Consider the following 13,237-nt stretch of genomic DNA (forward strand, 5'->3'; position numbering starts at 1 on the left):
ACTAACCTGCGGCGCTGGATTGCGGGCCGAGATTGGCGCGCTTGTCGAAACGGGCAACGCGCGACAGCAGGTAGTCGACCTCGGCCTTCGCCGTCGCCGTCATGGTCGCGCCCGGCTTGCGCTGCGCGCTGGAAGCGATGATGCCGCGCTTCTGCAGCACGTATTTGCGCACGGTCAGGCCGACGCCGGGCTGCTGCTCGTAGCGGATCAGCGGCAGATGCGCGTCGAACAGATCATGCGCAGCATCACGCTTGCCGGCCTTGGAGAGGTTCACGACATCGATCAGAAGCTCCGGGAAAGCATAGCCGGTCATGGCGCCGTCGGCGCCGCGCTCCATCTCGAAATCGAGGAACGTGCCGCCGTTGCCGCAGAGGATCGAGAGCGGACGCAGCGAGCCGTCCTTCCGGAAGCCGCGCAAAGTGGAGATCTTCTCCAGGCCTGGCCAGTCCTCGTGCTTGAGCATCACGCAATTCGGATTGTCCATGACGATCTTGCGGATCACGGCGGGGGTGAACACCACCGTGAGCGTCAGCGGATAGTCCTGGAGCACCCAGGGCACGTCGGGCCCGATCGCCTCGGCCGCCTGCTTGAAATAGCCGACGATCTGGTCGTCGGTCCGGAGCGAGGGCGGCGGCGCGATCATGACGCCGGCCGCGCCTGCGTCCATCGAGGCTCTGGCCAGCGAACGCATGGTGGCAAAGCCCGGCGCGGAGACGCCGACGATCACCTGCATCTTCTTGGCGCGCTTGACGTAGCGCACCGCCACCTGCTCGGCCTCGGCGGCGTCGAGCTTGGGGGCCTCACCGAGGATACCCAGCACCGTGACGCCGTCGCAGCCGACCTCCTCGTAGAAGTCGGTCAGGCGGTCGATCGAGCGCTCGTCGATCCGGCCGTCGTCGTGGAACGGCGTCGGCGCGATTGCGAAGGTGCCCTTGGCGTCGGCGGTGAGTTTCATCTAGTCCTCGTCTCTCTCTATCTGTCTATCTGTCATTCCGGGGCGCGACGCAGTCGCGAGCCCGGAATCCATAACCACGATCCGGAGTATGGATTCCGGGCTCACGCTTCGCGTGCCCCGGGATGACGGCCTTCTAAAACCGCCTCGCCCCCATCTTGATCTGCTCTTCGGAGAAGAAGATTTCCTTGGCATGATCGACGATGTCCTGGGCGTTCCAGCCCGAGTGCGGCGGTCTCCAGCCTTCCATTTCCATCATCCGCATTTCGCGCACGCCGCGGGGTCCGGACACACCCAGCACCTTGCCGGTCTGGTCGCCCGACAAGTCGCTGACCATGTATAGCACGGCCGGCGCGATGCCGTCCGGCCCCAGCGCCGCACCGGGGTTCTCCTTATAGCGGGGCAGGTCTGCGGTCATGCGGGTCAGGGCGCCCGGGGCCAGCGTCCATATCCGGATGTTGTACTTCCGGCCCTCGATCGCCAGCACGTTGGACAGGCCCCAGATGCCGCCCTTGGCCGCGCCGTAATTGGTCTGGCCGAAATTGCCGATCAGGCCTGATGTCGAGGAGGTGTTGACGATGACGCCGCCGCCGTTTTCCCGCATCCAGCGAAACACCGGCATGGTGCAACAAAAGGTGCCCTTCAGATGCACCTTGATCACCTTGTCCCAGTCGGATTCGGATGCCTTGGCGAAGGTCTGATCGCGCAAGATGCCGGCATTGTTGACGAGGATATCGGCGCGGCCGAAATGCTTGATGGCGTCGTCGAACACCGACTGGCCGCCCTCCATGGTGGAGATGTCGGCGCCGTTGGCGACCGCCCTGCCGCCCTCGGCCTTGATCGCGTCCACCACGAGTTGCGCCATCGACTTGTCGGCGCCGGAGCCGTCCCGGGGGCCGCCGAGATCGTTGACGACGACGGACGCCCCTTCCCGCGCGAACAGTTTTGCGTAGGCCTCACCGAGCCCCCCGCCCGCGCCGGTGATCAGCGCAACCTTGCCGTCGAGTAGTCCCATGGTGGCTTCTCCCTGTTTTTGTTTGTCGTCATTCCGGGGCGCGCGAAGCGCGAACCCGGAATCTCGCGCCTCAACGTCTGGATTCCGGGTTCAGCCCTCTCGGGCTGCCCCGGAATGACGAAGGAAGCTAACCCAGCACCGTCTTGCCGTTCTTGATCACGGTGACGCCGCGCGACTTCACCTTCGCTTCGAACGAGATCGTGTTGCCGTCCTTCCAGAGGTCCATGGTCACGGTCTCGCCGGGATAGACCGGCGAGGAGAACCGCGCGACGTGCTGGCGGAAAGCTGAGGCGTCGTAGTCGGCATAGGTCTGGAGCACGCCGCGGCAGGTGATGCCGTAGGTGCACATGCCATGCAGGATCGGGCGCGGGAAGCCGGCCTTCTTGGCGAACTCGGGATCGCTGTGCAGCGGGTTGCGGTCGCCGCAGAGGCGATAGACCAGCGCCTGGTCGGGGCGCGTGACGATATCGATGGTCCTGTCGGGGCTGCGCGATGGGATCTTGTGCGGATCGGGCTGGGTGAGGTTCGGCCCGCCAAAGCCACCGTCGCCGCGGGCGAAGCGCGAGGCGACGAGCGTTGCCAGCTTCTCGCCCTTCTCGTTCTTGAGCACGGTCTGGTGGCTGATCACCACGCCCTTGTCCTTGCCCTTGTCGTAGACTTCGACAACGGAGGAGTCCGCCGTGATGTTCGCGGCTACCGGCAGCGGCTGATGGAAGGTGATGTCACGCTCGCCGTCCACCACCATGACGCGGTCGAGGTTCATCTCGCCGGGCCCCGAGCCCCATGCGGCAACGGACGCAAAGGTCGGCACCACCTTCAGCGGCCGCGGCGTGAACGTGCCCTCGTTGACGAAGGCGAGCTCGTTCTCGTCCATCGGATCGGCGCCGAGACCAATGCCGTAGGCGTAGAGCATGACCTCGCGATCGCCATAGGCGTATTTCTGGCCGATGTTTTTCAGGCCTTTGAGTTCTTCGTATCTGGCGGACATTTTTCTGGTTTCCTCCCGGTCTCTCCGCGAGCAGTGGCGCTCGTTAATATGCCCTCTCCCCTTGTGGGAGAGGGCCGCGAGGTGCTCGCAACAAACTCACTGGGGTGAGGGGTTGCCTCCGCACGGAAAATTTTCTCCGCGAAGCGATACCCCTCATCCGGCGTTTCGCGCCACCTTCCCCACAAGGGGGAAGGAAGAACTCGTAGGATGGGTAGAGCGCAGCGAAACCCATCATTGCCGGCGTCGGTGGGTTTCGCTTCGCTCTACCCACCCTACGCAGCGTCGCCTCAGGCCGGCGTGAAGAACGGCAATGGCGCGCCGTCGGTCGGCTTAAACACCACCTTCACCTTCTGGCCGATCTTGAGCTTCTCGAGATCGCAATCGACGAAATTGGTCTGCACTGACGGCCCCTCCTTCAGCGTGACGTAGCCGATAGCGTAAGGACCAGTCGGCGATTTCCGCATCAGGCTCCAGGTGTAGATCGTGCCCTCGCCCGACGCCTCCTCCCACACCGTCTTGTCGGAGTAGCAGAACGGGCAGATCGAGCGCGGAAAGTAATGCGCTTCACCGCACGCGGTGCAGCGCTTGATCATGAACTTGCCCTGCTTGGCTGCGTCCCAGAACGCGGCAGTCTCCGGATTGGTCACCGGGGCCGGATATTTCTTGGCTTCGCTCATCACACGCGCTCCAGAATTGCCGTCGAGGCGGCGTGGCGAACGCCCAAAAGGCCGCCGGTGCCGTGGGCGATGGCGAGATCGCAATTCTTAACCTGCACCTTCGGATGCGCCTCGCCGCGCAATTGCCTGACAGCCTCGATGATCTTGGTCATGCCGCCGCGATTGACGGGATGGTTGCTGCACAGGCCGCCGCCGTCGGTGTTGAACGGCAGCTTGCCGACGCCCGAGATCAGATTGCCGTCGGCGACGAACTTGCCACCCTCGCCCTTCTTGCAGAAGCCGAGGTCCTCGAGCTGCATCAGCACGGTGATGGTGAAGCTGTCATAGATCGAGGCGTATTTGATGTCCTTCGGCGTGATGCCGGCTTCCTCGAACGCGCGCGGGCCGGACCAGATGCCGGCGGAGTAAGTGAGATCGAGATCCTTGCCGCCGCGCGGGCCCTTCATCGCCTCGCCATGGCCGATCAGCTTGACCAACGGCTTCTTCAGGCTCCTGGCGATCTCCGGCGTCGTCACGATCAGCGCGCCGCCACCGTCGGAGACGACGCAGCAATCCATGCGATGCAGGGGATCGGAGATCATCGGCGAGTTCAGGACGTCCTCGACGGTGACGACGTCCTTGAGCATCGCATGCGGATTGTATTGCGCGTGGTGCGAGGCCGCGACCTTGATCCAGGCGAGTTGCTCGCTGGTGGTGCCGTAGTCGTGCATGTGACGCATGGCACACATGCCGTAAGCATTATGCGTGGTTGCGCCGTAAGCGGACTCGAAATCGGCTTCTGCGCCTGCGGCGCGCGGCGGCATCACGCCGGTGCGCGGCTTGCCGGCGAGCGTGATCAGCGCGATCGAGCACTTGCCCGCCGCGATGGCTTCAGCAGCGTGGCCGAGATGGATGATGTAGGAACAGCCGCCGGTCTCGGTGGAATCGACGTGGCGGAGTTTTTTGGTGTTCAGGCCGAGATAATCGACCATCGGCCAGGCGCCGCCCGGTGCATCGCCGGCGCAGAAATAGCCGTCGACATCGTCCTTGGAGAGCCCGGCATCCTCGATCGCGCCCTTGGCGACCTCGGCATGGAGCTGGGCGGTGGATTTGTCCGGCGCATGCCGGGTCGGGTGTTCGTAGATCCCGGCAATGTAGGCCTTGCCCTTGATGGTCAAAAGAGAGGTCTCCGCTCGCGTTTCTTCTTGCTCCGTTTTTCTGAACCGCGGGGGCCAGCTTGGCAAGCGCGGAAATATTCCGTCGGGCGAGAGGGCAGCGCGTCGGCGCAAGTGGATTGCTTAGCTGCGCTCACAATGATGAACGCGACGACCAAAATCCTAAAGGTGTTTTGCCCGACGGTACAAGCGCTATTCTTTTTTTACGAAAACAACCCCATGCACAGTAGGGCGCTGGTTGATTTCAAACAGGAAATCGTAGGGCGGGTTAGCCGAAGGCGTAACCCACCTCTTTGCTTTCCACGTGGACGGAGAAGTGGTGGGTTACGCCGAGCAGATGCGCTTCGCGCATCTACAGGGCTAACCCACCCTGCGCATTGCGTCCGCGTCGAGACCGCCCTACTCCGCTGCGATCTGCCTTGGCGCGGGCGGCGGGCTCGCGAGGTCGGCGGCGAGCTGGGCGTAGCGGGCCTTGGCGTCCACGACCGCCTTTTCCTTCACCGGGCCGTAGCCGCGGATGCGGTCGGGCAGCGAGAGCAATTCGACTGCCGTGTCGACCGTGATCGGCGACAACAGGCCGAGCACGGTGGCGACGTCCTTCTCGTAGCCCACGATCAGATCGCGCTCGAGCTTGCGGTCGGCGCTGCGGCCGAAGATGTCGAGCGGCGTGCCGCGCAGGAACTTGAATTTCGCCAGCACGCGGAAGACCTTCAGCATCCACGGGCCGAAGGCGCGCTTCTTCGGGCGGCCGAGCGCGTCGACACCACTGCTGAGGATCGGCGGGGCTAGATTGAAGTTGAACTTGAAGTCGCCCTCGAACTGGTCGCGGAGCTGCTGCTCGAAAGCACCGTCGGAGAAGAGGCGCGCAACCTCGTATTCGTCCTTGTAGGCCAGCAGCTTGGCGTAGTTCACCGCGACCGCGCGCGGCAGCGCATCGTCATAACCGCCCTGCTTGGCGGCATCGCGAACCTGATCGACCAGCTTGCGATAGCGTTTTGCCAGGCGGCCGCTCTGGTAGGCGGTCAGGTGCTTGGCGCGATGCGCGACGACCTCATCCAGCGTCATTGCGTCGAGCGTCTTCGGCGCAACCACTTCGTCCGTCCCCTTCAGCATATCGGCGAGGCGCTGGGGATCGACGACCGCGAGGCGGCCGAGGCGGAAGGCTTCCTTGTTCATCTTGATCGAGACGCCGTTGACCTCGATGGCCTGCTCGATCGCTTCAGCCGACAGCGGGAACAGCCCCTTCTGATAGGCATAGCCCATCATCATCATGTTGGTGGCGATGCTGTCGCCGAGCAACTGCTCGGCCGGCTTGGTGAAATCGAAGAAGACGGAGTCCTTGTGCAGCGCCGTCTCCAGCAAGCCGTTCAGCTTGCGGGTCTGGAAGTTGAAGTCGCGGTTGAGGACGAAGTCGGCGGTGGGGATGACGTGGCTGTTGATGATGCCGCGGGTGCGGCTGGTATCGCAGAGCGAGATCGTATCCTTTGCGACCGCGACCACCTCGTCGGCGGCGAGCACCACGTCGGCCGTGCCGGTGACGATGCGCGAGCAGGTCACCTCGGCCGGATGATCGGACAGGCGGACGTGGCTGAGCACCGCCCCGCCCTTTTGCGCAAGGCCAGACATGTCGAGGATCATCGAGGCTTTGCCCTCGATATGCGCGGCCATGCCGAGCAGCGCACCGATGGTGAGCACGCCGGTGCCGCCGACACCGCCGACGGCGATGTTGTAGGGCTTGTCCAGCATCGGCCGAGACGCGGGCTCCGGTAGCTCGCCGATCTCACCGAGATCGGCCGGCGCGCGGTGGCGCGGCTTGCCGCCGTCCACGGTGACGAAGGACGGGCAGAAGCCCTTCACGCAGGAATAGTCCTTGTTGCAGGACGACTGGTTGATGGCGCGCTTGCGGCCGAACTCGGTCTCCAATGGCTCGACCGAGATGCAGTTCGACTGCACCGAGCAGTCGCCGCAGCCCTCGCACACCGCCGGGTTGATCATGACGCGGCGTGCGGGATCCTCCATCAGGCCGCGCTTGCGGCGGCGGCGCTTTTCGGCGGCGCAGGTCTGCACGAAGACGATCGCCGAGGTGCCCTTGTACTCGCGGCACATCTTCATGACGTTGTCGAGTTCGTCGCGGTGATACTTCTTCACCCCGGGCGCGATGGTGTCGGCCGGATAGGCATCGGGCGCCTCCGAGACCAGGTAGATCTCGCGGATACCTTCGGCGTGGAGCTGGAACGTGATCTGCTGCGGCGAGAGATCGCCGTCATGGCGCTGGCCGCCGGTCATGGCGACGGCGTCGTTGTAGAGGATCTTGTAGGTGATGTTGGTCTTGGAGGCGACGGCCTGCCGGATGGCGAGAAGGCCCGAGTGGAAGTAGGTGCCGTCGCCGAGATTGGCGAAGATGTGGTTCTCGTTGGTGAAGGGCGCGATGCCGACCCACGGCACGCCCTCGCCGCCCATATGGGTGAACGTCTCGGTCGAGCGGTCCATCCACAGCGCCATGAAGTGGCAGCCGATGCCGGCCATGGCACGGCTGCCTTCGGGGACCTTGGTCGAGGTGTTGTGGGGGCAGCCGGAGCAGAAATACGGTGTGCGGGAGACAGGCGCCGTCGCCTGCATTTGCGTGGCCTGGCGGCCGTTGAACCAGTCGGCCTTGACGCGGAGCATCTCCGCAATCTCGGGGTTGAGATTAAGTCGAAGCAGTCGCTCGGTGAGCGAGGTCGCAAGCGAGGCGACGCTGAGCTCGGCGGCAAAGGTCAGGAAACGCTTGTCGTGCTCGTCCATCTTGCCGACGATGCGCGGGCGGACGTCGTCGCGCCAGTTGAACAGCTCCTGCTTGACCTGGTTCTCGACGATCTCGCGCCGCTCCTCGATGATGAATATCTCTTCGAGCCCGACCGCGAACTGGCGCACGCCTTCCGGCTCCAGCGGCCAGGGCATGCCGATCTTGTAGAGGCGAAGCCCGATCTTGGCGGCGACCTCCTCGGTGATCCCGAGCTCGCGCAGCGCCTGACGGACGTCCTCATAGCTCTTGCCCGACGCCATGATGCCGAAACGGGCGTTCGGCGAATCCATGGTGACGCGGTTGACCTTGTTGGCGCGCGCAAAGGCGATCGCGGCAAAGCCCTTGTAGTCCTGGAGGCGGCGGTCCTGCTCGAAGCGGTCGTCGGGCCAGCGCAGATTGAGGCCACCGGGCGGCAGCTCGAAATCGGGCGGGATGATGAACGGCTTCATCTCGTCGGTGAGGTCGATCTCGGCGGTGGTCTCCACCGTCTCCGTGATCACCTTCATGCCGACCCAGCAGCCCGAATAGCGCGACATCGCGATGCCGAGCAGACCCATCTCGATCATCTCGTGGATGCTCGAGGGATAGAGATACGGCATCAGCGCGGACATGAAGGCATGGTCGGACTGATGCGGAACGGTGGAGGATTTTGCACCGTGGTCGTCGCCGGCCAGACACAGCACGCCGCCGTTCTTGGCCGAACCGGCGGCATTGCCGTGGCGGAACACGTCGCCGCAGCGATCGACGCCGGGGCCCTTGCCGTACCAGATGCCGACGACGCCATCATATTTGGCGCCGGGCGAGAGGTTGAGCTGCTGCGAGCCCCACACCGCCGTCGCCGCCAGATCCTCGTTCACGCCGGGCTGGAACTTGATGTTGTACTGCTCGAGATGCTTCCGCGCCGCGAAGAGCTGCTGGTCATAGCCGCCGAGCGGCGAGCCGCGGTAGCCGGAGATGAAGCCCGCGGTGTTGAGGCCGTTGGCGCGGTCGCGCCGGATCTGGGCCATCGGCAACCGGACCAGGGCCTGGATGCCCGTGGTGAAGACGTGTCCGGTTTCCTGGGTGTATTTCTGGTCGAGACTGATCGGACCCTGGTTGATACCCATTCTTGTCCTCTTCCGCCCTTTTGAGCGTTTGGCCACTTAAGCCGTTGCCTGCCCGTTGTTTTTAGCTAGGGCGCGCCAACCACCTCTGCCACTCTATGTCGGATATTTAACGCTCCGCATCACAAATCTGGACCAAAGGAAGCCCCGGGTAAAAATCGCAATTTCGTGGCTGCAAAGGCATCAAGCATTTTCAATTTGTGTCACCATACCCCCGCCATCGCGAAACGACGTGAGGCTCCTGTCCGGGCGATTGGTCGCAGGGGAGGCTTTCGATGCGAATGATTCTGGCCGTTGTCGCATTGTGCAGTGCAATTGCGAGCGTGGCCCGCGCCGCCGAGCCATCGCCGGAGCTGATCGCCTATGGCAAGGCGCTGGTCGAGGCCGGCGACTGCGCGAGCTGCCACACCGCCGATCCGGCAAAGCCATTCGCGGGCGGAAAGCGCATCGATACGCCCTTCGGCGCGATCTACGCGCCGAACCTGACGCCGGACCGTGACACCGGGATCGGCGCCTGGACCGACGCCGATTTCACCCGCGCGGTGCGCACCGGCGTCGCGCCCGACGGCTCGAGCTATTACCCGGTCTTCCCCTACCCCTATTTCACGAAGATGACGAAGGACGACACGCTGGCGATCCGGGCCTATCTCGGAACGCTGGCGCCCGTGGCGAGCCGCAACAAGCCGCCGGAGCTGCGCTGGCCGTTCGGCTATCGCGGCCTGATGCGGCTCTGGAACGCCATGTATTTCAAGCCCGCCCTGTTCGAACCGGACCAGAGCCAGAGCGCGGCGTGGAACAGGGGCGGCTATCTCGTCACCGGGCTCGGCCATTGCGGCGCCTGCCACACACCGAAGAACTATTTCGGCGCGGACAAGACTGCGCAGGCGCTGTCGGGCAACGAAGTTGGCGGCTGGTACGCGCCAAGGCTCGATGGCGCCGCGCGCACCGGGCTGAAGTCGTGGAGCGTCGAGGACATCACGGAATATCTCCAGAGCGGCCGCAACGCCAAAAGCCATGCCGGCGGGCTGATGGCCGAGGTTGTCGTCAACTCGACCGCGAAGATGAGCGATGCCGATGTGCGCGCCATCGCGGTTTACTTGAAGAGCCTGCCGGCGTCGCGGCGCGAGACGATCGTGACGCCGCCCGACGATGCCGAGATGAAGGCCGGCCAGGCCGTCTACGCAAAGCTCTGCATCGCCTGCCATGAAGCCGGCGGCTCCGGCGCGCCGCGCATCTATCCGCCGCTGCCCGGCAACGCGCTTCTGCAATCGGTCAACCCGTCTTCCAGCTTGCGCATCATCCTCGACGGCGCCCACACCGTGACGACGCCACGCGCGCCCAACACCGGCGAGATGCCGGGCTATGCCAAGCAATTGTCCGACGAAGAGATCGCCGCAGTGACGAACTACATCCGCAATTCCTGGGGCAACGCCGCGCCGCTGGTGACCGCGGCGCAGGTGGCGAAGGCGCGGAAGGAAAAGCCGTAGTTCCTGCTGCCTCCTCCGTCATTGCGACGTAGATGGAACAGTGACTGAAAGAGCCCTACCGCTCCTCGCCTTCCGTGAACACGAATTTCGGCATCTCCCATTTGTAGCGCACCGCGAGCAGGCGGAAGCTGACGCCGAGGACAAACGTCAAGATCGTCCAGAGCTCCGCGTTGAGATTCAAGCCGAACGCGGTGGCGTAGAACAGGCCGGTCGCCACCGAAACGGTCGCGTAGAGCTCGGAGCGGAACAGCAGCGGCACGTCGTTGCAGAGCACGTCGCGTAGCACCCCGCCTGCGCAGCCGGTCACCATGCCGGAGACGATGACGATCGGCAGCTCGGCATTCGTCTGCCAGGCGATGTCGCAGCCCGCCATGGTGAAGACGACGAGACCGATGGCATCGAGTACGATGAAGGCCAGCTTCAGCCGGTGCACGAGCCGCGCGATCAGGATGGTGAGGAAGGCGGCGCCGCCGGCCAGCGCGAGATAGATGGGATGAGCGACCCAGGTCAGCGGATAATGCCCGAGGAGGAGATCGCGCAAGGTGCCGCCGCCGAGCGCGGTGATGCAGCCAAGGAAGCAGACGCCGAGCCAGTCCATGCTCCGGCGGCCGGCCGCGAGCGCGGCGGTCATGCCTTGCGCTGCGACCGCGACCAGCGACAACAGATGCAGCACGCTATCGCTCGGCGGCAAGCTCCACATCGCCTTGTTCCCTTCCCCATCGATGGAACCGACGCGCACGGTTCCAAAATGAACAGGTTCCCGATTCCTCGCGCAAGGGCAACATGCGACGAAAGCACTAAGGAGGGCGGAACAGAATCTCGCATCTAGCGGTTGTCCAGCCGCAATAATCGAGGAGACAAAATCGATGGCTGACGAGCGTTTTCCCAACGATCCGTATCGCCCGAATCTCGCCGATGATGAGTATGTCCGTGCGGCGCGACGGGATGCCGAGCTTCAGGCCGATCCCGAGCTTGGCGAAGGCCCCGCCTCCAGCGGCAAGGTAGCCTTGTTCGCAGTGGCGATCGCCTTGGTACTGGGTGCCGTGTTCTACGGACTGAACAACACGAGCACCGGCAACCAGGCCAGCAACACGCCGGCAACGCAGACCGCCCAGCAGGCTCCGCCTGCGAATCCCGCCGCGCCTCCCGGCATGCGTGACGTGACGCCGCGCAACAACACCGGCCCCGGCGTGACCACGGGTGCCGCCCCGAGCAAGCCGGCGGCGCCAGATCCGGCCGCCCCGTCTGAGGGCGCGAAGTAAGACAAGCACGATAGCTGTCGTCGCCCGGCTTGACCGGGCGACCCAGTATTCCACCAGCGGCGCAGATTAAGTCGAGAGGCCGCGGCGTACTGGATGCCCCGCTTGCGCGGGGCATGACAGCGAGAGGATGAAAGAGCGGCGGGACCTCACATCCCGCCGCTTTTCGTTTAGCTGAACATCTTGTTGAGTTCGCCGCCGGAATAGCCGGTGCCGAGCTCCGTAAAGGTCCCCTTCTCCGCCATCTCCTTCGCGGCGCGCATGAAGCCGCCCCAGGCGACGCGGGCGAGCGAGCCGCCGACGCTGATGCGGCGCACGCCGAGGTCGGCGGCCTCCTGCAAGGACAGGCCAGGCGCGCCGATCAACAGGTTGAACGGCTTCGGTGCGACAGCCTTCACCACGGCGGCGATGTCCTCGCGCGTCTTCAGGCCGGGTGCATAGAGACAGTCGGCTCCGGCGTCCGCGTAGGCCGTGAGCCGGTCGATGACGAGCTTGAGGTCGGTCACGCCCCACAGATACGCCTCGCAGCGGCCGACCAGCAGCGTGCCGCTGTCGCCGATCGCCTTGCGTGAGGCCTTGATGCGTTCGACCGCCAGCGCGCGCTCGTAGAGCGGCTTGTCCTTGTCGCCGGTGGAATCCTCGATCGAGAGGCCGGCGACGCCGGTGCGCACACCGCGCTCGACATTGTCCGCGACCTTGTCCGGCTCGACGGCAAAGCCGCCCTCGAAATCCGCATTCACGGGGATGTCGACGGCCGAGCACAATGCTGCCAGATGCTGACAGACGTCGTCGACCGTGACGTGGTTGTCGGCCTTGCCGATGGTCCAGGCAAAGCCCGCGCTCGATGAGGCCAGCGCCTTGAAACCGAGATGCTGCAACGCCTTGGCACTGCCGACGTCGACCGGATTGGGCAGGATGAAGCAGCCGCTCTCGTGCATTGTCTTGAACGTCGCGCGCTTGTCAGCGGTTGTCACATGCATGTTTCTCTCCCTTGTTGGCCGCGCAGACATAAGCGCGCACAAATGGAAACGCTAGTGCGCGTCGTGCACGGCGCGGCTGTCCTTCGGCGCCTGCTCACGATCATTCATGCCGTAGTCGCGGATGACGCTGGCGATGCGCAGGTGATAATCGGCAAAGATCTTCGCCCTGCCCTTCGCCTGCGTGCGCCGGTGTTCCATCGTGTTGCGCCAGGCCTGGACTGCTGCCTCGTCCCGCCAGAACGACACCGACAAGATCTTGCCCTTCTCGGTCAGGCTTTCAAAACGCTCGACCGAGATGAAGCCATCGATGGTTTGCAGGATCGGCTTCAGGTCGGCCGCGAGGTCGAAGTAGTCCTGGCGATGTTCCGGCTTGGGCCAGACTTCGAAAATCACGGCAATCATGGGCGTCTCCTTTGCGTTGGCAGTCTACAATACCACCTTGCGCAGGAAGGTGCGCTCTTCGGCGAGGATGAATTTGTTCTCCTCGGCGAAATGGAAGTTGGCCATGCCGTCTGCGTCCTGCCGCAGCCGGGCGCGATAGGCCTCATAGGCGGCCAGACTCTCGAAGGTGATCAGCGCAAACGCGATGTTGTTGGTGCCCTCATGCGGCATGAAATAGCCGATCAGGTCGCCGCCGCATTTCGGGATCATGGTGAGCCAGCGCTTCGAGTACTCCTCGAACTGCGCGCGCTTGAAGGGATCGAGCTGGTAGCGGATGAAGACGGTGACGGACATGGTCGGCTCCCTGATTTTTCATTGCGGCAAGCGCGAGCAACACCGTCGCCGCTGAAGCAACTGGATTGCTTCGCTTCGCTCGCAATGACGTGTTCGCAGCGA

At 64.3% G+C, this 13,237-nt stretch carries 12 protein-coding genes; 2 read left to right on the forward strand and 10 right to left on the reverse strand.

Annotated elements, in window-relative coordinates; all coding sequences use genetic code 11:
• Position 1: 1 nt before the first annotated feature.
• The 6 genes from AB7008_RS30390 to AB7008_RS30415 form a co-directional block, all read right to left on the reverse strand.
• Positions 2-955, reverse strand: coding sequence for a dihydrodipicolinate synthase family protein (locus AB7008_RS30390; RefSeq protein WP_441260005.1), 954 nt, complete (start codon positions 953-955; stop codon positions 2-4).
• Positions 956-1,088: 133 nt separating this feature from the next.
• On the reverse strand, positions 1,089-1,967 hold the full coding sequence (locus tag AB7008_RS30395; RefSeq protein ID WP_304490230.1) for an SDR family oxidoreductase: 879 nt from the start codon (positions 1,965-1,967) through the stop codon (positions 1,089-1,091).
• A gap of 127 nt (positions 1,968-2,094) precedes the next feature.
• On the reverse strand, positions 2,095-2,955 hold the full coding sequence (locus AB7008_RS30400; RefSeq protein ID WP_304490231.1) for a MaoC/PaaZ C-terminal domain-containing protein: 861 nt from the start codon (positions 2,953-2,955) through the stop codon (positions 2,095-2,097).
• A gap of 287 nt (positions 2,956-3,242) precedes the next feature.
• Positions 3,243-3,632, reverse strand: a complete 390-nt coding sequence (locus tag AB7008_RS30405; RefSeq protein WP_028154920.1) for a Zn-ribbon domain-containing OB-fold protein — start codon at positions 3,630-3,632, stop codon at positions 3,243-3,245.
• Positions 3,632-4,789 (reverse strand): thiolase domain-containing protein, encoded by a 1,158-nt coding sequence (locus AB7008_RS30410; protein ID WP_060912572.1) that lies wholly within the window; start codon positions 4,787-4,789, stop codon positions 3,632-3,634. The genes AB7008_RS30405 and AB7008_RS30410 overlap by 1 nt, the downstream gene beginning before the upstream one ends.
• 396 nt (positions 4,790-5,185) lie before the next feature.
• Entirely contained in the window at positions 5,186-8,677 is a 3,492-nt protein-coding gene (locus AB7008_RS30415) for an indolepyruvate ferredoxin oxidoreductase family protein (protein ID WP_304490232.1), read from the reverse strand.
• 272 nt (positions 8,678-8,949) lie between these two features.
• Between AB7008_RS30415 and AB7008_RS30420 the strand changes: the two genes are divergently transcribed.
• Complete coding sequence (locus tag AB7008_RS30420; protein ID WP_304490233.1) at positions 8,950-10,161, forward strand: c-type cytochrome; 1,212 nt, start codon at positions 8,950-8,952, stop codon at positions 10,159-10,161.
• Positions 10,162-10,216: 55 nt separating this feature from the next.
• Here the strand turns inward: AB7008_RS30420 and AB7008_RS30425 are convergent, their stop codons facing one another.
• The gene (locus AB7008_RS30425; protein WP_028154916.1) at positions 10,217-10,861 is read right to left on the reverse strand and encodes a trimeric intracellular cation channel family protein; all 645 of its coding nucleotides are present in this window, start codon (positions 10,859-10,861) and stop codon (positions 10,217-10,219) included.
• 166 nt (positions 10,862-11,027) lie between these two features.
• Between AB7008_RS30425 and AB7008_RS30430 the strand changes: the two genes are divergently transcribed.
• Positions 11,028-11,423 carry a hypothetical protein gene (locus tag AB7008_RS30430; RefSeq protein WP_014494549.1) on the forward strand — a complete coding sequence of 132 codons (396 nt, stop codon included), beginning with the start codon at positions 11,028-11,030 and terminating at the stop codon, positions 11,421-11,423.
• A gap of 167 nt (positions 11,424-11,590) precedes the next feature.
• Here AB7008_RS30430 and AB7008_RS30435 read toward each other — a convergent pair whose 3' ends face one another.
• Genes AB7008_RS30435 through AB7008_RS30445 form a run of 3 tightly spaced genes read right to left on the reverse strand, consistent with a single transcriptional unit; the run spans position 11,591 to position 13,135 of the window.
• The gene (locus AB7008_RS30435) at positions 11,591-12,400 is read right to left on the reverse strand and encodes an isocitrate lyase/PEP mutase family protein (protein ID WP_248878435.1); all 810 of its coding nucleotides are present in this window, start codon (positions 12,398-12,400) and stop codon (positions 11,591-11,593) included.
• 51 nt (positions 12,401-12,451) lie between these two features.
• Positions 12,452-12,802, reverse strand: a complete 351-nt coding sequence (locus AB7008_RS30440) for an antibiotic biosynthesis monooxygenase family protein (RefSeq protein WP_028151163.1) — start codon at positions 12,800-12,802, stop codon at positions 12,452-12,454.
• A gap of 24 nt (positions 12,803-12,826) precedes the next feature.
• Positions 12,827-13,135: an NIPSNAP family protein gene (locus AB7008_RS30445; RefSeq protein WP_304490234.1), complete on the reverse strand. Its 309-nt coding sequence runs from the start codon at positions 13,133-13,135 to the stop codon at positions 12,827-12,829.
• Between the last annotated feature and the right edge of the window lie 102 nt (positions 13,136-13,237).

This window comes from Bradyrhizobium sp. 521_C7_N1_3 (assembly GCF_052075975.1).
Taxonomy (GTDB): Bacteria; Pseudomonadota; Alphaproteobacteria; order Rhizobiales; family Xanthobacteraceae; genus Bradyrhizobium; species Bradyrhizobium japonicum.

What these genes read in the sequence shown, in the direction of transcription:
- AB7008_RS30390 (WP_441260005.1), bottom strand. Translation starts at nt 955, where the DNA reads ATGAAACTCACCGCCGACGCCAAGGGCACCTTCGCAATCGCGCCGACG.
- AB7008_RS30395 (WP_304490230.1), bottom strand. Translation starts at nt 1,967, where the DNA reads ATGGGACTACTCGACGGCAAGGTTGCGCTGATCACCGGCGCGGGCGGG.
- AB7008_RS30400 (WP_304490231.1), bottom strand. Translation starts at nt 2,955, where the DNA reads ATGTCCGCCAGATACGAAGAACTCAAAGGCCTGAAAAACATCGGCCAG.
- AB7008_RS30405 (WP_028154920.1), bottom strand. Translation starts at nt 3,632, where the DNA reads ATGAGCGAAGCCAAGAAATATCCGGCCCCGGTGACCAATCCGGAGACT.
- AB7008_RS30415 (WP_304490232.1), bottom strand. Translation starts at nt 8,677, where the DNA reads ATGGGTATCAACCAGGGTCCGATCAGTCTCGACCAGAAATACACCCAG.
- AB7008_RS30420 (WP_304490233.1), top strand. Translation starts at nt 8,950, where the DNA reads ATGCGAATGATTCTGGCCGTTGTCGCATTGTGCAGTGCAATTGCGAGC.
- AB7008_RS30425 (WP_028154916.1), bottom strand. Translation starts at nt 10,861, where the DNA reads ATGTGGAGCTTGCCGCCGAGCGATAGCGTGCTGCATCTGTTGTCGCTG.
- AB7008_RS30430 (WP_014494549.1), top strand. Translation starts at nt 11,028, where the DNA reads ATGGCTGACGAGCGTTTTCCCAACGATCCGTATCGCCCGAATCTCGCC.
- AB7008_RS30435 (WP_248878435.1), bottom strand. Translation starts at nt 12,400, where the DNA reads ATGCATGTGACAACCGCTGACAAGCGCGCGACGTTCAAGACAATGCAC.
- AB7008_RS30440 (WP_028151163.1), bottom strand. Translation starts at nt 12,802, where the DNA reads ATGATTGCCGTGATTTTCGAAGTCTGGCCCAAGCCGGAACATCGCCAG.
- AB7008_RS30445 (WP_304490234.1), bottom strand. Translation starts at nt 13,135, where the DNA reads ATGTCCGTCACCGTCTTCATCCGCTACCAGCTCGATCCCTTCAAGCGC.